The sequence below is a fragment of the Phenylobacterium montanum genome (assembly GCF_018135625.1).
GTDB classification, from domain to species: domain Bacteria; phylum Pseudomonadota; class Alphaproteobacteria; order Caulobacterales; family Caulobacteraceae; genus Poindextera; species Poindextera montana.
In genome coordinates this window covers 1,450,354-1,468,705 of sequence record NZ_CP073078.1, presented here as the reverse complement: position 1 = coordinate 1,468,705, position 18,352 = coordinate 1,450,354, and the positions used below count along the sequence as shown (strand labels likewise).

At 63.7% G+C, this 18,352-nt stretch carries 19 protein-coding genes; 10 read left to right on the top strand and 9 right to left on the bottom strand.

The annotated features are described in order from the left end of the window. Positions 1–84: 84 nt before the first annotated feature. Positions 85–813, bottom strand: a complete 729-nt coding sequence (locus KCG34_RS06475) for a DUF4336 domain-containing protein (RefSeq protein ID WP_211939574.1) — start codon at positions 811–813, stop codon at positions 85–87. On the opposite strand from KCG34_RS06475, the gene KCG34_RS25995 reads away from it, so the two are divergent. Together KCG34_RS25995 and KCG34_RS26090 are read left to right on the top strand one after the other, a co-directional pair. Next, the gene (locus tag KCG34_RS25995; RefSeq protein ID WP_256440752.1) at positions 808–933 is read left to right on the top strand and encodes a hypothetical protein; all 126 of its coding nucleotides are present in this window, start codon (positions 808–810) and stop codon (positions 931–933) included. The two genes, KCG34_RS06475 and KCG34_RS25995, sit on opposite strands and share 6 nt — an antisense overlap. Positions 934–978: 45 nt before the next feature. Further along, complete coding sequence (locus KCG34_RS26090) at positions 979–1,263, top strand: helix-turn-helix transcriptional regulator (RefSeq protein ID WP_211940732.1); 285 nt, start codon at positions 979–981, stop codon at positions 1,261–1,263. 151 nt (positions 1,264–1,414) lie between these two features. Here the strand turns inward: KCG34_RS26090 and KCG34_RS06465 are convergent, their stop codons facing one another. Further along, a complete protein-coding gene (locus KCG34_RS06465) occupies positions 1,415–2,443 on the bottom strand; it encodes a sensor histidine kinase (RefSeq protein ID WP_211939573.1) in 1,029 nt (342 codons plus the stop codon). Between the two features lie 375 nt (positions 2,444–2,818). Between KCG34_RS06465 and KCG34_RS06460 the strand changes: the two genes are divergently transcribed. The 3 genes from KCG34_RS06460 (at position 2,819) to KCG34_RS06450 (ending at position 6,827) form a co-directional block, all read left to right on the top strand. Beyond that, positions 2,819–3,439 (top strand): hypothetical protein, encoded by a 621-nt coding sequence (locus KCG34_RS06460; RefSeq protein ID WP_211939572.1) that lies wholly within the window; start codon positions 2,819–2,821, stop codon positions 3,437–3,439. 788 nt (positions 3,440–4,227) lie between these two features. Further along, a complete protein-coding gene (locus tag KCG34_RS06455) occupies positions 4,228–5,649 on the top strand; it encodes an SAM-dependent methyltransferase (RefSeq protein ID WP_211939571.1) in 1,422 nt (473 codons plus the stop codon). Continuing rightward, positions 5,646–6,827 (top strand): FAD-binding domain, encoded by a 1,182-nt coding sequence (locus KCG34_RS06450; protein WP_211939570.1) that lies wholly within the window; start codon positions 5,646–5,648, stop codon positions 6,825–6,827. The genes KCG34_RS06455 and KCG34_RS06450 overlap by 4 nt, the downstream gene beginning before the upstream one ends. 99 nt (positions 6,828–6,926) lie before the next feature. Here KCG34_RS06450 and KCG34_RS25800 read toward each other — a convergent pair whose 3' ends face one another. From KCG34_RS25800 to KCG34_RS06430, 4 genes are all read right to left on the bottom strand, one after another. Further along, the gene (locus KCG34_RS25800) at positions 6,927–7,181 is read right to left on the bottom strand and encodes a PDZ domain-containing protein (protein WP_249138393.1); all 255 of its coding nucleotides are present in this window, start codon (positions 7,179–7,181) and stop codon (positions 6,927–6,929) included. 724 nt (positions 7,182–7,905) lie between these two features. Then, positions 7,906–8,295 (bottom strand): hypothetical protein, encoded by a 390-nt coding sequence (locus KCG34_RS06440; protein WP_211939568.1) that lies wholly within the window; start codon positions 8,293–8,295, stop codon positions 7,906–7,908. 27 nt (positions 8,296–8,322) lie between these two features. Further along, positions 8,323–8,673 (bottom strand): hypothetical protein, encoded by a 351-nt coding sequence (locus KCG34_RS06435; protein ID WP_211939567.1) that lies wholly within the window; start codon positions 8,671–8,673, stop codon positions 8,323–8,325. 177 nt (positions 8,674–8,850) lie between these two features. Beyond that, complete coding sequence (locus KCG34_RS06430; protein ID WP_211939566.1) at positions 8,851–9,048, bottom strand: hypothetical protein; 198 nt, start codon at positions 9,046–9,048, stop codon at positions 8,851–8,853. Positions 9,049–9,291: 243 nt separating this feature from the next. On the opposite strand from KCG34_RS06430, the gene KCG34_RS06425 reads away from it, so the two are divergent. Continuing rightward, positions 9,292–10,569 carry a cation:proton antiporter gene (locus KCG34_RS06425; protein WP_211939565.1) on the top strand — a complete coding sequence of 426 codons (1,278 nt, stop codon included), beginning with the start codon at positions 9,292–9,294 and terminating at the stop codon, positions 10,567–10,569. A gap of 362 nt (positions 10,570–10,931) precedes the next feature. After that, positions 10,932–11,423: a YybH family protein gene (locus KCG34_RS06420; protein ID WP_211939564.1), complete on the top strand. Its 492-nt coding sequence runs from the start codon at positions 10,932–10,934 to the stop codon at positions 11,421–11,423. Positions 11,424–11,970: 547 nt separating this feature from the next. Here the strand turns inward: KCG34_RS06420 and KCG34_RS06415 are convergent. The 3 genes from KCG34_RS06415 to KCG34_RS06405 form a co-directional block, all read right to left on the bottom strand. Next, entirely contained in the window at positions 11,971–13,656 is a 1,686-nt protein-coding gene (locus KCG34_RS06415) for a L,D-transpeptidase family protein (RefSeq protein WP_211939563.1), read from the bottom strand. 112 nt (positions 13,657–13,768) lie between these two features. Next, positions 13,769–14,158 carry a hypothetical protein gene (locus tag KCG34_RS06410; RefSeq protein ID WP_211939562.1) on the bottom strand — a complete coding sequence of 130 codons (390 nt, stop codon included), beginning with the start codon at positions 14,156–14,158 and terminating at the stop codon, positions 13,769–13,771. A gap of 27 nt (positions 14,159–14,185) precedes the next feature. Beyond that, complete coding sequence (locus KCG34_RS06405; RefSeq protein ID WP_211939561.1) at positions 14,186–14,536, bottom strand: hypothetical protein; 351 nt, start codon at positions 14,534–14,536, stop codon at positions 14,186–14,188. A 289-nt stretch (positions 14,537–14,825) separates the two neighbouring features. Between KCG34_RS06405 and KCG34_RS06400 the strand changes: the two genes are divergently transcribed. The 3 genes from KCG34_RS06400 (at position 14,826) to KCG34_RS06390 (ending at position 18,000) form a co-directional block, all read left to right on the top strand. Continuing rightward, entirely contained in the window at positions 14,826–16,403 is a 1,578-nt protein-coding gene (locus KCG34_RS06400; RefSeq protein ID WP_211939560.1) for a DUF389 domain-containing protein, read from the top strand. Beyond that, complete coding sequence (locus KCG34_RS06395) at positions 16,400–17,674, top strand: cation:proton antiporter (protein ID WP_211939559.1); 1,275 nt, start codon at positions 16,400–16,402, stop codon at positions 17,672–17,674. The genes KCG34_RS06400 and KCG34_RS06395 overlap by 4 nt, the downstream gene beginning before the upstream one ends. A gap of 86 nt (positions 17,675–17,760) precedes the next feature. Further along, positions 17,761–18,000 carry a hypothetical protein gene (locus tag KCG34_RS06390; protein ID WP_211939558.1) on the top strand — a complete coding sequence of 80 codons (240 nt, stop codon included), beginning with the start codon at positions 17,761–17,763 and terminating at the stop codon, positions 17,998–18,000. Positions 18,001–18,352 lie beyond the last annotated feature (352 nt).

Genomic DNA, 18,352 nt, shown 5'->3' with positions numbered 1-18,352 from the left:
CCCCCGCTGGCCACAAGCCGAGAGCGGGAGTGAAGTGATGGCGAAGATAACAGTGAACTCAGGCGAGCAAAGCGGCTCAAGGCTTCAGCGCAAGGGCGGACCGAGCCAGGCCAGACTGCGCTCGAGATAGGCATGGCCGTCCTTTCGCACCCAGTCTCCGTGCGCCATGACCACGCGATCGGCGGACCAACCGAGCACCTTCTGCCTTGCCGCCCGCGCCGGGAGCCGGTCGAGGAACGTCACGCGCCACTCTCGTGGGGCGCCGGGGTTCTGCGCGGCGATTCCGTCGACCCGGGCGAGCAAGCGCATCCACCAGGGCCAATGCTCCCGAAGAAACTCTTCGGTAAGAGCCTCGATCAGGTCGGCGACAATGACGGTCCGGGACGGGCGGTGAAAGAACACAACCTCGTCCATGATCAAGGACCCGGTGAACCAGGCCTGATCGATCTCCCCCTGCCATTCGGCAGGCGAGAGGCCTCGCAGCGCCGCGTGGAATTTGAGATCGCGGCGCTTTTTGATGGTCGAGGCAGGTCCCCACAGCTGGGCTTCCGGAAAAGCCTGCTTCCAATCCTGAAGGTAGAGGTGGTGCAGCTTGTTGGGGCTCACCAAATGGCGGACCGGGCCCAGGACCTGCAGGTCGCGAATGATGGCCTCAGTCAGCCGAACGGGCGACCAGACCCACAGATCGCCATTGTCCAGTCGAACGACGACCGAACGGGTCGGGTATGCAAATCCATAGAAATCGACGATCTCGCCCTCGGCGATCCAGAGCGAGTCATGAACCTGCTCGCAGGCGACCGCCGGCGAGTGCATGCGTCGATCCTCCAGGCGCACAACTTCGCAATCGCCAAGCATTTCGACGCCTCCAAATCGGGCCAGACAGTGGTGCGGGCGTGGGCCCTGATGGCGGCTGGCCTCGCCATCCCGATCTAGTGTATATCATCATAGGACGTAAATGCGAGCTGGAGCGCGACACCGCTGGCACAAACCGCGCTGACTCCCCAAGGCTGCATCGAGGCTCGGCGACGTCTGGGATGGTCGCAGCAGGATCTCGCTCACAGGTCTGGCATTTCGTGGCGTACCATCATCAATTTCGAGACAGGTCGCCATCGGCCGCGACACCATACCTCGATCGCGTTGGTGCGCGCCTTTCGCGAATGCGGCCTTGCGTTCAAGCTTTCCTACGAGGCCCCAGGGGAGCCGCAGGTTGCGGATCGCCCAGGGCAGGGCTGGCCACAATCATCATGGAATGATACAATTTGACTGCGGGCGCTGTCATGGCCGCTCGCAGAGCGCCTGCTGATCGCTGCGGACCTAGGCGGTTGGCGGGCGTTCCTTTGGTCTGGGCCGTGCAGACGCCTAAGACCGAAAACGACAAGCTTCAAATGATCCCGTTCAGTTCGCGCTGCAGCGATCAATCCTCCGGGGGCGACCACAGGCCGCCCTGGCGCGGAGATAGTTTGACCGTACAGCTCAGGCCGGCCGGCGCCGCTTCGATAGAGAGTTCCGCACCGGGAACACGCGCGAAGGCTTGGCGGATGAGTTTCGAGCCGAACCCTTCAGTGGTCTGGGCCGGGGGGCGAGGGCCGCCGCATTCCTGCCAAGTCAGGACATACCGATCCTGGTGTGATCGCCAACTCAATTCGACCCGTCCCTGAGGACCCGACAAGGCGCCGTACTTGGCGGCGTTGGTGGCGAGTTCGTGCAGGGCGAGGGCGAAGGCGACGCTGACTTGCGGATCGACGAGCAAGGGCGGTCCGGTCTGGACGACGACCTGGTCGCCGAAAGGCGCCAGGATCTGCTGAATAAGCCCAGCAAGCGGGGCCGGCGTGGATCGATCGCGCGTCAGCAGGGAGTAGGCTCTTCCGAGGGCCTGCAGTTTGCCTGACAGGGCGGACCGATACTCATTCACGCTGCTGGATGCCCGCGCCGTGGCGTTGGAGATCGCCTGGATTACGGCGAGCGTGTTCTTGCCCCGATGCTCCAATTCCCGGACCAGCACCCGAAGCTCGTCCTGCGCGATCCTCAATTGCATCGTGCGGTCCTTCAGGTCGACCAGGGTCCGCCTCAAGGCGAACGAGATGACCGCCATCATGGATCCGGTGATCACCCAAACGATCAGTCTCGGGATCGCATCCGCCGGGTGCTGGTGCGACTGAGCCATAGAAAACCAAAGCGTAGCGGCGGCGCCGGCGACGATGGTCGTCAGAGCCGAGGGAACGCCAGCCGATAGAGTCGCGACCAGCACCGCCGGAAATAGCGTCGCGAAAGAGACGTCGGCGCCAATCACCGGCTCGAGCGCCCAGCGCAACCCAGTTGCTGCGGCCACGGACGCGAGCGCGACGACCTGTCCGCGCCAGAGGGGGAGCGGCGCGGTGCGTGCGACCCGGTTCAAGATACCCGCGATGGGCTCGACCATTGGCTTTGCGCGGTCGTCAGGCACACCAAGCTCCGAAAGATCACGCTTTCAGCCAACGGCAAAGCCGCTGGCCGCAGTCTATATCATAATGGGATACCATTGGTTAGTCTGGTGGGCTGGGTTGTCCCTACAGATCACCCAATTCGGAGCGAGCTCTCGAACTCGGCGGCAAGGCTAGTCGCTTGCCAGTTATATCTGGGCGTGATAATGTGCTCGCGGTTAGAAGATGTGCAGACTGACCTGGAGCGGGAACGCCCCCTGAATTCGCATCACCCCCGCGAAGCGGGGCGTTCCCCCTCTTTTCGCGGCCCTTCGCGCCGGCGCTGTCGCCCAAATAATATCACAATAGGATGTTATGTGCGTCGCGGCTCCGATCCCATTTGGGGTTGAGCGACGGTAATGCTGCGACTGGAGGGTGAAGTGAGATTGGATGGTGTGCTCGGGCTGTCAATGAGGATTGGCTTGGCTGGCGTCGCGGCGCTTTTCGAAGCGAACGCTCTGGCCGCGTCGCCATCGCCGCCGGCGCCAATGCTTCAGTTCGACGGCGCGAGGCTGGGCATGACGCTTGACCAATGGAAGGCGCTGCCGTTTCCAGGTGTGGCGCCGGCAAACCTGCTTCGGGTCTGTACGCCCGACCTCGCCTCCAGCCGCGCCGCCGCCGCGGGACCAAGCCGGCAAGTCGAATGTTCCTATGCAACTCGCTATGGGCCCGAAACCCTGGTCCAATCCTTTCCGCTGACGAAGCGCTTCCTGGCGCGCGCGCCGCACTATTTCTTCTCGCAAAACCGGCTGGTGAAGATTGAATTTCGCACCTCGGTCGATGCTTTCGACGACGTGGTCGCTCAATTTCAAAAGCAGTACGGCGCGGCGAGCCGCACTTCGCGGGACGACGTGCGGGCAGGCGACGGCTTGGCGCTTCCGAGGGTTCGGGTTCTATGGCGATTGAGGAAGGGGACTGTAGAGGTCACCGATCCATCATCCGTGCCGAACCTCCTGGAAGTGAGCCTTGCGGGCGCCTGACCGAAGGGCTCGCACCCGGCCGGGGTGGTGGCGAACCTCGACCCGGGTCCTGGGCGCCCTGACCTTGGTCGCCGTAGCGCGGGCCGCCCTGACCCTTGGGTGGATCGCATTCTGCGCGGGATGCTCGCCCAAGGCGCCGCCGCCCACGCCCCAGCAATCGGCGGCGTTCGCCCAACAGGTGCGCGCCGCGTTTGTGGCGATGGCCCAGTGTGACGCCGCTGCGCGGGGAGCCGACAGCATAGGCCAGGAGCCGAGGCCGTCTCACCTGGACGCCCTCACATCTGCTCGGAGCGTCTGCCAAACAAGCGCGCATGCGCTGGGCGTCTTTCGCTTTGACGAGGCGATTGGAAAAAGGTTCCTGCCATCGCTGGACGGCGCGGTCGGTCCTTGCTGGGCGGCATATGACGCTAAGGCGCGACACCTGAAACTGGCGGCCGACCTCTTACACGGATCCGGCTCGGCCAGATCCCAGCTCGAGGCCAACGCCGACCGTGACCATGTCGAAAGCTTGACCCAGCAATGCCAGAGCGGCCTGACGAGCACGGCGGAGCGTCTCGGCTTTGATGTTCGCCGCCTGCCCCGGGCGACCTACGCTTCACGGTGACCAGCATCTCGCGACGGGGGCAGCCAGTCGCCGCTTGATGTCGGGCCTGTCTCGCATCGACAGCAGCCAAATCCCAAGCTTTCTTATATCACTCTATGATGTTTAGATACGCGGAACAGCGAAGTGTGAAACATCGTTTCGACGAGACGGGCGGGCGGGCGGGCGGACAATTGAGAGAATCTGGATGATCTTGCATGTCCTATTTGCAAAGACGCTCAGGTCCGGCCGCTTGTCCGTCGTCTATGACGACGGCCTGACCGAAACCTATGGCGATGGGTCGGGCGCACCCGTCGTCGTGCGGCTGAGCCGCAAGGCGGCGCTGCGCATCGCATTGGAGCCCAGCCTCGGGCTTGGCGAGGCCTATATGGAGGGCGATCTCGTCTTCGAGAAGGGCGACCTTTGGGACCTGTTATCCTTGGTCGGCCGCAATCTTCCGGAGCGACCGAGGATTCGCCATCCGTTTCTGGCCGGGGTGAAAAACGCCCTCGTGCGTCGGCTTCGTCAAGTCAACGATCGCCGCGCAGCTCGGCGGAACGTCGCGCACCACTACGACCTCGCCGCCGACCTCTATCGGCGCTTCCTCGACGCGGACATGCAGTACTCCTGCGCCTATTTTGCGAAGCCCGGCATGAGCCTGGAAGAGGCCCAGGCCGCCAAGAAGGCCCATCTGGCGGCCAAGCTCCGTCTGCGGCCAGGCCATCGCGTCCTGGACATCGGCAGCGGCTGGGGCGGCTTGGGGCTCAGCCTGGCCCGGGACTACGGCGCAAAGGTCACTGGCATCACCCTCTCCGAGGAGCAACTGGCGCTGGCCAATCGGCGCGCGGCGGCGGAAGATCTGTCGGATCGCGCTCGCTTTGCGCTGAGCGATTACCGGGATGTCCGAGGGGCTTTCGACCGCATCATCTCGGTCGGCATGTTCGAGCATGTGGGTTCACCGAATTATGTCGGCTTTTTCCAGCAGATCGAACGACTGCTGACCGATGACGGGGTGGCCGTCGTCCATGCGATCGGCCGCATGGAGCCGCCGGGAACCACGGATCCGTTCATCCGCAAATACATCTTCCCGGGCGGCTACATTCCCTCGCTGTCGCAGGTCACCGCCGCCGTCGAGAAGGCCGGACTGTGGATCACCGATATCGAGATCCTGCGGCTGCACTACGCCGAAACGCTTCGGTGCTGGCGCGCGCGGTTCCAGGCCGACCGGGCCGCGATCGCCGCCCTCTACGATGAACGCTTCTGCCGGATGTTCGAATTTTATCTGGCCGTCGGCGAACTGAGCTTCCGAACCGGAACGACGATGGTGTTCCAGCTACAGCTGACCCGGCGAATGGACGCCCTGCCGATCGTTCGCGACTACATGTTCGAGGAGGAGCGCGCGCCGGCCTGGATCGAACCGGCCGCTCATCGCCAGGACGGTCGCCGCCCACAGCCTTCGCCGCCTTTGCGCAACCCGCGCGAGCGAGCGACGCCGAACGCCAGCGCGAACGCGACCGCCCCTGACGCCAGCAGCAGCCCGAACGAAATCATGTCTTCGGCTCCCATCAGCGATACCCGAACGATTATACCGCCGAGCCGCCAGGCCGGAAAACACAAAGGCGCAGGATGAAAATCGCGATCAGCGGCGCGGGCGTGGCGGGTCCCACCCTGGCCTATTGGCTACTTCAGGCCGGCCACACCCCAACGCTGATCGAGGCGTCGTCACGACTGCGAACCGGCGGCTACATGATCGACTTCTGGGGCGTCGGCTACACGGTCGCCGAGCGCATGGGAATCATGCCCCAGGTATGCGCCGCCGGCTACGATCTCGAAGAGGTCCGATATGTCGACGCCCACGGCCGCAATGCGGGCGGGATCTCTGCGGCCACTATTCGCAGGGAGCTGGGCGAACGCTTTACGAGCCTGCCACGCGGCGACCTGGCCGAAACCATTTATCGGACGATCGAGGGCCGGGTAGAGACCATTTTCGGGACCTCGATAACCTCCATTGACGAGCACCCGGGAGGTGTCTGGATCGTGCTGAATGGCAAGTTGGCGCGGGAGTACGACCTGGTCGTCGGTGCAGACGGACTGCATTCGAATGTCCGCGCGCTGGCCTTCGGGCCCGAGGCCGAATTCGAGCGACCGCTCGGCTATTATGTCGCCGCCTTCGAGGCTGAGGGCTACGCCCCGCGCGATGAGCTCACCTATGTCAGTTACGGCGATCCAGGCCGCCAGATCTCCCGCTTCGCCATGCGGGAAAACCGGACCATGTTCCTCTTCGTGTTTGCGGCGGATCAGCTGGGCGGAGCCGAGCCCAAGGGCCTCGAGGAGCGACGACAGACGCTGCAGCATACCTTCGCGTCGATGGAATGGGAGTGGCCCAGGATCGCGCAAGCTTTGGCCAATGCCAATGACATCTATTTCGATCGTGTGAGCCAGATCAGTTTGAAGTCCTGGTCCAAGGGGCGCGTCACCCTTCTGGGCGACGCCGCGGCCTGCGTTTCTCTGTTGGCTGGGGAGGGGACAGGGCTCGCCATGACCGAAGCCTATGTACTGGCCGGCGAGCTGGCGGCGGATGCAGACTATTCCAGAGCCCTGGAACGCTATGAAAGCCGCCTGCGCCCCTTCATTGCCGGAAAGCAGGCGTCCGCGCGCAACTTCGCCAGATCCTTTACGCCGCGAACGGCGATGGGCGTCTGGCTGCGAAACCAGGCCGTCAAGTTGATGGCGGTCCCGGGCCTGCCCGACCTGTTTGTTGGCGCCCAGATGCGTGACGCTTTCGCCCTGCCCGACTACGGGCTTTGATCTCCGGCGGAGCGTAGCTAGACCTCTCTACGATATATCTTAAGTCCTTGCGCGCGAACGCCCTGAAAGGCCGGCCCGGGCCCAACCCCAGGGAACGGCTCAGCCCTTTGCGTTTGCTAGACTGAGCGAGACAAGAGACCAGTCACCGGCGTGTGTGACGAGCAGCAAGACGGCTTTGCGGTGTGTGCGCCCAGCCTGCGTGATCACCGCCGACACGTCCTCGGGTGTCGGTGTCTGGCGGCCGGCTACGGCGACAATGACGTCACCAGCGCGCAGGCCCTTTTTGCTGGCGTCTGAACCGTCATGGACGAAGTCTATTGTTACACCACCGTGTGCGTTCGACTGGAGCCGCATCCCAAGGATTTGGGCCGGCATCTCGTCGGGGGCTTTCGTTGGCTCCGCCACGAACGGAACCGCAGTTTGATCCGAAATCGCAATTGGCGACCGTGCACTTGGCTGACACAGCGCCGGCGCCCCTGCCACAAGTATCGCGGCCGCGACAGGCAAAGCCCAAAGGAATCTCATCACCGATCCAAGTCGAAAATCCCGAGGCTTCTGTATCATATTGTGATTAATTGGCGGTTGCCTGGGACGCCACCGGCGAGAATCTTCCTAAACAATGGGCGAAAAGCCGCGGGTTGGTGAAAGCGAGCGGGGCAGGGGGCCCGTGGAGGTGGGTCGGGGCTCAAGGGGGCCGTTGGGAAGGGACGACTCCGCCACCAACCCCCTACCGGCGTCGAATGGCGCGCTGAAATTCGGCGCGATCAGCGGCCACCTGGCAGGTTTCACACTTTGGTGCTGCATGCGATCCCGACTTCGCCCCCGCCCCCGTTTCCTGTTACCCCGGGAACCTGCCGAGGCTGCTGGATTTCACCCTCGCGGGGCTGCCCTGCATGGTCGCAGCGGTTTGAGGCGCGGTGTCGTTTCTTTACGCCCACCTGTGCGCGCGCTGTTCTGAAGAGCTGGAGCGAGTTGGCTGAAATTGGTTGCCGGTCGTGAGCGCCTCGGCGACCCAAGCCAGCTCCTGCCCGTGGTGATCCGAGGTCGTCCGGAACCACAGAGAGCTGGGTACGCCCGATCATCCGCTGTTCAGGATCGCCATGGTGCGCAGCTTCGAGCGGTCCATCAAAAGCAAAGCGTCATCACGATCGTTTCTGAGCGCCAATTGCGATCTTGGAACGTCAAGCTTCGAGCCATTGTGCAACAGCAGCACGGCTGGGTGACCGTCCAGCAAGAGATCCAGCTTTCGGATGACGCCGATCGTTCGGCCGCGGCCGTCCACCACGACCGTTCCGACCTGGAGGCCGGAGAATTTGAAATCCGCTGAAGCAAGCGGAGCCGCGGTCACGGACAGATCCTCACGTAGAGGGCCGCTGGCACGACCTGAGACTGTGCTGGCGGCGCTGCTGAATGCCCCGGCCAGGAACACAAGGCCCCCGATTGCGGCGAATAGCAGGCGGTTTCTCATCTCAATTTCCATATCCGAGACGCCACATCACCCGAGCGCGGCCTTCAATCGGGCCAGCTGCCCAGAACCCGGACGCCACCAAGATGGATCCGTCCCGTCCCATCCGTCCTTGCGCGCCGTATCCAGAAGCAGCGGGGCGATCCCCCAGTTGCTCACCAGGGCTCGCGCCAATTGCCAGGCGTTCCGCCGCCCGGCTGGCGGTCGGGCGATGATCGCGAGTGTCGGCGCCTTCTGGCCGGCAAGGGCGATGGCGGTTGCAGAGTCCTTCACTGGCCCAATCGCGTCTATTCCCTTGTCGAAGAGCTTGGCAAGGATGTCGCTGGCGCGCACCTCGTCGCTACAGACCAGCAAAACGGTTTCAGTGAAATTTTCGGGCATCGCCATCTCCTGCCGCCATGCCCTCCGCCATGACATTATATCCCAGCGGGATGTTAAATCCCTAGCGCGTTCGCCTGACAGTTCCGTGACTACGCAAGCTATGAAAGCTCGGGCCGGCGGCATACCCGGCCGCGTAGAAAGGCGCTCACATGCAGACAATGCCGGGGCGCATGGATTTCATTGACCGGAGCCGTCGCTGCCTTCGCCCTTCAGCCCGGTCGCGTCGCCCGGTTCAGCCTCGTGGGATGGCGCCCGCACATCTGCAAATTCGATAGCAAGGAGTATCGCAACCGCCAGGCACGGCAGCCCGAGAATGAGGAGCAGTCCGAAAGGGAAATGGGCCAAGGTCGCGATCGACTCCTTTGCCAACTCCATCCCCGCCTAGTGCTCAATCGTCCGCCGCCACTCATGGGGAGGATCAATGCCGAGAGCGCATCCGCCGCTGCGCGGACGGCGGGAAAAGTCGGCGCCGCAAGATCGACTTCAAACTCTAACCACAACAGCATACCGCAACTGGCCATCAAGGTTCGACGCCTAATGGCCGGCGAGGCGATAAACGGTTCATAAAGGGCGCGGTTTCCCATTGCTCTGAGCCGTTCGACGCGCCAGCAAGGATCCATGGCCCTATCGCTGTTCGATCTTGTTGCGCTGTTCCTGACCCTCAGCGCCATGATTGGCTGGCTGAACCTGAAGGTGTTGCGCTTGCCGACGGGCGTGGCGATGCTCCTGGTCGGCCTTGCCTCAACTCTCGCCTTGATCGGGATCGATAGGCTCTTGCCAGGCCTGGGCGTCCGCCGCGCAGTCGGCCAGATCGTGGCGCAAGTTGATTTCTCGACCGCCGTGCTCCGCTTCATGCTGGCCTATCTGCTGTTTGCCGGGGCCATGCACGTAGATTTCGAGGCTCTTCGCCGGCGCGGTTGGACCGCCGCGACATTGGCGACCTTCGGCGTGGTCATTTCGGCCTTCGTGATCGGCGGCGGCTTTTGGCTGGTTGCGCGCCAAGTCGGCGTCGCATTGTCATTCGCCTGGGCGCTTGTGTTCGGTGTGCTAATCAGCCCAACCGATCCGGTCGGCGTTCTAGCGGCGTTAAAGCGGACCAGCCTAGTGGCCGACATCCGCGCGTTGATCGAAGGCGAGGCGCTTTTCAATGACGGGGTCGGCGTCGTGCTGTTCGGCGCGACAGTGACCCTGGCCTTGGGCGGCGGGGCCGCAATGCCACTGCCCTTGGCGGGCCGGATCATGCTTACAGCGGGCGGAGGCGGCGCGTTGGGGCTGATCGCTGGCTTGATATCGATTCACGCGATGCGCTCGATCGACGACTACGTCGTAGAGGTCGGCATCACCCTGGCCCTGGCGACGGGTGTTTACGCAATAGCGCAGGCGCTGGATCTCTCCGGGCCGATCGCCGTGGTCGTTGCGGGGCTCATGCTCGGCCGACACAGCGCCCGTCAGGCGATGAGCGACCAGACGCGTCATTACACCCGTGCATTTTGGACCATTGTCGATGAAAATCTCAATGGGGTCCTTTTTCTGCTCGTGGGACTGGAGGTGTTCAGCCTTCATTTCGACCCCCTGGTAGACCTCTTAGCCACCGCCGCGATCCCGCTGATCTTCATTGGCAGATGGGCGTCCTTAGCAGGGCCGTCGGCCTTGCTCGCCGCCCTCGATGGCGGCGTGAGGCCAGGACTCGTGGCGGTGCTCACTTGGGCGGGGGTACGTGGGGGCCTCTCGGTGGCGATGGCCCTCTCCCTGGCGCCATCGCGCGAACGGTCAATCATTCTGGCGGCGACTTATGTCGTGGTGGTGTTCTCTATCATTGTCCAGAGCCTGACCCTGGAGCGGGTGATCGTCCGAATGGGCTATGGGAGGGCGCTCGAAGCGGTTGGCGACACGTAGCCTTGGGCGCCGCGACCCGCCGCGCGCTCAGTTGAGCCGAGCGACCAGGCTGCAGATCCCATGTCTATACCCTGACGGCCCGTCGATTGTGTCGTGTCGCAGCCGTGGTATTGCGGTTAGGCGCGTCCAGCGGGATTTCGGCCCAAATAGCAGGTTCTGCATTTCGCAAGCTTTGCAGGATTTGAACGCTGTCCATCAGGGCGTTCCAGTCGGCAGGCTCCCGGGACTAGCTGGCCGGCATGACAACCGTGATCAGCTTTGGGCCGACGCTGTCCGCGCCAACGTCCATACAAAATATTCAGGCTGACAGGGAAAGGCGAATACTATAATCTATCGCGAGCAAATCATGAACGGAGCACGAGATGAACACTCGGCTCGTATTGGCGATAGCCGCACTCTTATCTTCCTCGACGATCGTACCGACCGCAGCATGCGCCGCCGATCAAAGCAAATCTCAAATCGCGGAGAAGATCGAGGCGCAAGTCGCCGAAATGATTGCTGGCATAAACGGTAAGAACGCCGAGCTAGCGACGAAGTACGATGCCCCCGATCTGATGTTCATGGAGAGCGGCAGTCCGCCGATCCTTGGCCCAACCGCTGATCGCGAGGGCTTTGTCGAAACATTTAAGCGCAGCCCGTCGTGGCACGTAACCAAGCTTGACGAGACGGTGGATGTCGGCGGTGCTGGCGACATGGCTGTCTACAGGTCGACCTACGACGAGGACAGCGTCGACGGCGGCGTACCGATGACTCATCGCGTGAACTATATCGCTGGGTTCAAGCTCGATCCGGACGGTGTCTGGAGGGTCCACTGGGCCGTAGTGAGTCCGCAGTCGCGCTCGCACAAGAAATAGCTCATTTCGCTAGCTCGGATAACGTCCGCTGACCCAAACCCGCCCCTCCCGAGCGGCAGCTCCCAGGCACGTATGGCGCCTAAAGCCTGTCCGCCGTGGCACGGGGCGGCGGCCGAGAAGAGCAGGGCGGGGGACATTGTCCTGAGACTCCGGCGATCCGGACACAAAAGGACGGGACTGGCGCTGGCCATCTATCCGTCCGCCAGCTCCTGAAGCCCAGCCGCGTCTGCGCGAGCGTGCATAGAAGGAAGCGAGCGGAGCATGGGGAGTTCTCCGCCAAGACCGCCATAGGAGCGATGAGCGTTGTGTGGGCTTGCCGGCGCAATCGCGGCACCTCGCGACATGTTGGGCGAGGTCGGCACGCCCTCGGGCGTCTTCAATGCATCGGCGCGCTCAAGCCTAGTCAGGCCCGATGCGCGCTTTTCTGAAGAGCTGGAGCAAGTTGGCTGAGGTTGGTTTTCTTGATCATCTTTTGCTTTACCGGAGTGGCCTGTCGCTTGGCGCGAATCCCTGCGCCGACGGACCCAAATCTGCCAAGCGACACGCTTCAGGGGCCGAGTGACGTCGGTCCGGCCGGCTCGACGTTTTCATCCGGGGTGGGCTCCATTCCGAGCGCTGACGCAACCTCGGCGTCCCAGCCGTAGACGTCGGGACGGAACTTTACCTTACCTGCGGGATCCACGAATACGGTATGATAGAGAAGGCGGACAGTAAGGCTTTGCGCGAGCGGAACGACGCGGGTCTTCCCGCTGACTAGGTCTGCGTTGAAATCCGCGCCCTCGCCTGACGCTTCGGCCAAGCTGCGGGCAAAGTCGACGGCGCGGTCCACGCGCACGCAGGCATGGCTCAGATGGCGTTGGCTTCGTTCGAACAACGCCTTCTGCGGCGTGTCGTGAAGGTAGATGGCATAGGGATCGCGCACGTCGAATTTCACCTGGCCCAGGGCCGCCCATGGCCCGGCCGACTGCACGATGTGTCCGTCGCGCCAACGCATGTGGTGTCGTCGCAGATAGGCTGCCCCCTTCGGTTCGATCTCGCGGCGGGCGATGGAGGCCGGAACCACCCAGGGCGGATTGACGATCACCCGGTCGAAGGTCGCCTCGAGCATGGGCGTTGGCGACCGCGGACGTCCCGCGATCACCCGGGTGGTCAAGACGAGGCGGCGGCTTCGAAAGAAGGTCAGCCCGGCGGAGGCGGTGTTGACGTCGATGCGTGTGTCGGGCGCCGCTCGATCGAGCCAACGCCTACGCTCCAGATTGACCGCGAGCCGCTGCGCCCGGTCCGACGGCGTTTCATTTAACAACTTCAGCGTTTTGGGGCCGATGACCCCGTCGGCGGCGAGACCGTGGTCCACCTGGTAGCGCGTGAGGGCCGTCGACAAGCCCGATGTCCAAACTGAGGGCGGGGGGATGGCGCCGAGCGGCTGCGCCGACGATTCATCCGAAGTGGGATAGCCCTCGTGCATGAGCCGCGTGGTGATCGCGCTCACGCGCGGGTCGCTGTCGCCAATCCGGATCAGCGGTCCCGGTGGGATGCGGCCTGAGATCGGGTCGGACACATGCTGGAGCGCGTCGAGATAGGCCGCCGAGAGCGTCTGATAGTCCGCATCCTGTGGTGCAAGCCCTTCGAGCCAGGGACCGATCCTGCTGTTCTGCAGTGCGGCGTGTAGCCCAGCGACCAGATCGGTCTTATTGAGCCGAAGCGTAAAGATCGGAAACAGCCGGCGCGGGTCGGCCAGCCCCGACGACAGGGCCTTGGCATAGGCAAGCGCCGCGAGCGTGAGCGCCCTGTCTCGCGGGCCGGGTCCAGTGGGGCGGGCGATGAGGGCGAGAAATGGCCGCGGGTCGATGCCGTTTCGCCCGGCCGTCTTCAGCGACGCCACCAGCTCTGCGGCCGCGGCTTCCGACCAAATGGGCCTGTCCTGATCATTTGCATAAGCCTCGCGTACCGCCGGCGCGAGGCCTTGCAGGAACGCCGGGCTTGGCTCGCCGGCGACCTCGGTCAGGCTGGGCCGGTCAGCAACGGCCGCCGACGCCCGCGCAGACCCGGTTAAGGTCAACCCGAAAGGCAGGAGGGCGACAGCGATCCGGAAGGTGGGCGGCGCAAGACAAGGAATGAGCCGCTGCGGCTTGCATTCCGACTCTCCCGATGACCGGACAGTACAGGCTTTGCCGCGGTCAGGGACGCAATCGGCGCAACCAGTCGTCAGCGTGGTCATGACCGAACCGAACACAGGCTTTTCCGGCGGATGGTCGCTAGGCCTGAGCACCTCGGCGATCCTCGCCGGCTTCTGCCGGCGGTGATCCGGGGGCGCCGGGAATCACTGGGAAGCCGCGTACGCCCGATCATCCGCTGTTCAGGATCGCCATGGTGCGCAGCCTCGATCGGTCCATCAAAAGCAAAGCTTCGTCACGATCGCTTTGGAGCGCGAACTGTGAGGCGGGGACATCAAGTTTCGAGCCATTGTGCAATAGCAGCACGGCCGGGTGGCCGTCCCGTGAGAGGCCCAACTTGCGGATAACGCCAATCATCCGCCCACTGCTGTCCACCACCACCGTACCGATTTGGAGGCCAGAAAGCCTGACGCGCGGCGAAGTCGGCGGTGCAGCGGCTAAGGACAGGCTCTTATGCAGAGGACCCGCGGCAGAGGGAGAGACATTGCTAGCTGCGCTACTGAATGCCCCAGCCAGAAACACCAAGCCGCCGATCGCGGCGAATAGCAGGCGATTTCTCATCTCACAGCTCGCGCCCAAGGCGCCGCGTCACCCCAGTGCCGACTTCAAGCGGGCCAGTTGGCCGGAACCCGGTCTCCACCAGGATGGATCGGCGCCATCACATCCATCCTGGCGCGCCGTATCCAGCAGCAGCGAGGCGATTCCCCAGTTGTCCATCAAAGCCCGCGCAAGTTGCCATGCGTTCCGCCGCCCCGCTGGCGGGCGGGCGATGATCGCGAGCGTCGGCGCCTTCTGGCCGGCGAGCGCCATGGCCGTCGCCGAGTCCTTCACGGGGCCAATCGCGTCTATTCCCTTGTCGAAGAGCTTCGAAAGGATGTCGCTGGCGCGTACCTCGTCGCTGCAGACCAGCAGCACGGTTTCAGTGAAATTTCCAGGCATCGCCGGTTCCTTCGTTCATGTCTTTGCTGGTGCAATATATATCATATTAGGATATGATTTCGCTAGCGCTTCAGCCTGACAGTTCCGTGATCGGGCCGATTGTGGACCTCCCCGGGGCCAGCCGTGTCGACTTTCGGTGGAACAAGGGGCGCGATCGAGTGCGTTAGCACAAGCCATGCTGGGCGCCTTTGGCCCTGGCTGATCGCCAGCGCCGCGGGCTCAAAAGCTAGGCCCGGCCAGATACATTGCCTATCCTTGCCGGCGCCTTAGGCGGGGAGGGGACGCGACAATGCCGATCGAAACGCCGGAGCCAATCCTTGACAGCCATGGCGCGGACGGCGTCTGGCGGCGTCTGGACCTGATCCGGTATTGGCGGGACTCGGTCGTCGCGGCGGTCGACCATCAAAAGACGCTCGCGCAGGTTAACGCGGAAAGCGGCTGGTCCCCGCGTTACCTGTTCATGATCCTGATGTCGGCCGGCATCGCGGTCCTGGGCCTATTGGTGTCGTCTCCCGCCGTTGTGATCGGCGCCATGCTGATCTCGCCGCTGATGAACCCGATCCTGGGTTTGGGCTTTTCTCTCGCCGTGTTCGATTTCGGCGAAGCGCGACGCTCGTTGACCGCGCTGGCCATGGGTTCATTGGCGGCGGTCGCATTCACCGGCCTGATTGTGCTCGCTTCACCCCTCAAGGAGGTCACCAGCGAGATCCTCGCAAGGACGCGGCCGAACCTGTTCGATCTCATGATCGCCCTGTTCGCGGCGCTGGCCGGCGCCTTCGCCGTCATCAAGGGCCAGGGCGCCACCATCGTCGGCGTCGCTATCGCCACGGCGCTGATGCCGCCTCTCGCCGTCGTGGGCTACGGGCTGGCGACCTGGAATCCGCCCATCCTGTTCGGCGCCCTGGCCCTGTTCGTCACCAACTTCGTGACCATCGCCTTTTCGGCCACCGTGACCGCACGGTTCTACGGCTTTGGCCACGCGCTGTCGCGCCATCAGACACGCCTGCAGACAGCAGTGCTGGCGCTGGTCTTCGTCGCGCTCGCGATCCCGCTCGGGCTCTCGCTCAAGCAGATCGCAGACGAGGTTGAAGCCAATGCGCAGATCCGGTCTGTGCTCACCCGCCAGTTTGGCCCAACTTCGCGTGTGACCCAGCTGACGGTGGATTTCGACGCCAGGCCGGTCGCGGTCCGCGCCGTGGTGATCGCACCCCGAGTGAAGTCCCGGAGCAACGCTGTGCTACAGGCCGACCTCGAGAAAGCATTGGGTCGGCCGATAAATCTGCAAGCCGATCAGCTGCTCATCGACCAGAACAGCCGGGGCGTACAGGCTCAGCTCAATGAATTGCAGCAGGCCGAGGCCGAGGCGGGCGAGCGCCGGCAAAGCTCAGATCGCGTAGCCAAGCTTGTCGCAGTGGCGGCCGGTGTGGGACAGGGCGAGGTCGTCCTGGATCGGGATGATCGGCAGGTGACGGCGAAGGCCAAGGCGCTGCCTGGCGCGGACCTGGAAACCTACCGAAAACTGGAGCAGCGTATCGCGGCGTCAGCGCCGGGCTGGACGATCGCCATCGCCCCACCGTTCGGACCGCTGCCTTTGATCCGGTTCGCAAACGGCTCCGACACTCTTGACGACAATGGTCAGGAGGCGGTTCTCACATCGGCCTGGGCGGCCAATCGTTGGAACATCCCCGAGCTCGGCGTGCCGGGCTTGCCGCAAACCGGCCATGCGTCGGAACGTCCAAAGCTTGCCGAGCGACGAGCCCTCGCCATCGCGGCGATCTTGAAGGCCCAGGCGATCCAGGCGACGGGTGAGCGCCCATCGGGCCGCACGTTCAGGCTTTCCACTAGCACGCCGCGGCCCGCTCGGTGACCGGGGCCTTCGACATCTCGCCGCTTGACGCCGCTGCGATCCTGGTCGTGCTCGCGGCGACTCTGGCCTATCTGAACCACCGCTATCTGGGCCTGCCGCAGGCGGCCGGACTGACCGCCATTGGCGCGGTCGCCTCGATGGCGGTCGTCGGTATCGACCGCCTGTTACCTCAAAGCCATCTCGGACAGATCATTGTCCAATTCGTAGGCGGCATCGATTTTCACACCACGCTCATGGACGGCATGCTGTCGTTCCTTCTGTTCGCGGGCGCGCTCCATGTCGATTGGGGCGAGATGCGGCGCGGCCGGTGGGCGATCCTCACGCTCAGCACATTTGGAGTCCTGCTTTCGGCTCTGATAGTCGGCGCCGGGTTTTATCTGGTCCTGATGCTGTTCGGCCTTGCGGCGCCTTTCGTCTGGTGTGTCGTCTTTGGCGCGCTGATCAGTCCCACCGACCCGGTGGCCGTCATGGGCGTCCTAAAGGAGGCTGATGTCTCGCCGGCCCTGAAAGCCGCCGTCGCCGGCGAAAGCCTGTTCAACGACGGGGTCGGGGTGGTCCTGTTCTCGATCGTGCTGACGATGGCCCTGGGCTCAGGGCCATTTTCGGCCATTCACGCCGTAAAGCTCTTCATGCTCGAGGCCGGGGGCGGGGCCTTGCTCGGGCTGGCGGTCGGGTGGCTGGCCTTCCAGGCGATGCGCTCGATAGACGATTACAGCATCGAGGTGATGCTGAGCCTGGCCGTCGTCATGGGCGGCTACGCGCTCTCTCATTGGCTGCATGTCAGTGGTCCGGTCGCCATGGCGGTCGCGGGTCTGCTGATCGGCAATCATGGCGTCACCAGTGCGATGAGCCAGACAACCCGCGATTACCTGCTCAAGTTCTGGACTCTGATCGACGAGATCCTGAATGCGGTCCTGTTCCTTTTGATCGGCCTGGTGGTCGTGACCATTCCAGCCAGTCCCGGCCTATTGCTGGCTGGCGCTGCGTCGATACCCCTCGCCTTGGCGGCGCGGACGATATCCGTGTTGCTGCCCATGGCCGCGATGCGGCAGGTCGCTCCGCTAGGCGTCGCCGGCTCCGCAACCCTGATCTGGGGCGGACTGCGCGGCGGCATCTCGATCGCCCTGGCCTTGGGCCTATCCAATGTTACGTCGCGCTCGGCTGTCCTTACGGCGACCTACATGGTCGTGATCTTTTCTGTGATCGTGCAGGGGGCGAGCCTGAAACCGCTACTGGAGCGACTGACACCTAGAGCTGAACCGTCGAAATAACGTCGATCGCAGCCAAGGGCGAGAGCATTCGGGCGATTGCAATCCCCTTGGCGGCGTCGTTTGCGCCGGGCGCGGAGGTGGCGGACGTGGCCCGGCAGTTCGATATCTCCACAAGCGTGATCTATAAGTGGCGCAAGGCGTGCCTGACGCCGACGGCACAACCTTCGTTCACCCTGGTGGTGCTGCTTGATGCGCCTGATCTATCGTCTGGCCGGGCACAGTTCCCAGCGATCCCGGTGGAGTTGTCGGGCGGTGTGCGCGTGAGCGTGGCCGCGAGCGCGCCGGCGTCCTTTGTTGTGGCGACTCTGAAGGTGCTGCGGTCGTGATCCTGGTGGTCGAAATCGCCGACGCGAACCAGACCTGCCACGGATGGTCGTAGCTTTCGGCGGCCAAATGCACACCTAGCTGCGTCCAGCCTAATTGGCTTCAGTCGCCGGGATCTGATCGTAGTATGCATGAAACTCGTGTTCATAGGCGCGGTCGATGTCATGGCGACGGCGAGGCGGAATTGGCTTGGCTGGTCCCGATCGCCCGGGTCGATTTGAGATTGCGGAAAATTTGATTGGCGGACGTCAGGGTGGACAGATCAGCTCAGATTTGGGCCGCTAACTGGTCGCGCGAAATAGCCCAACCGGTGTCGTGGCGGCTGCGGCGAGGTGGGTTTGCACGGCATTCAAC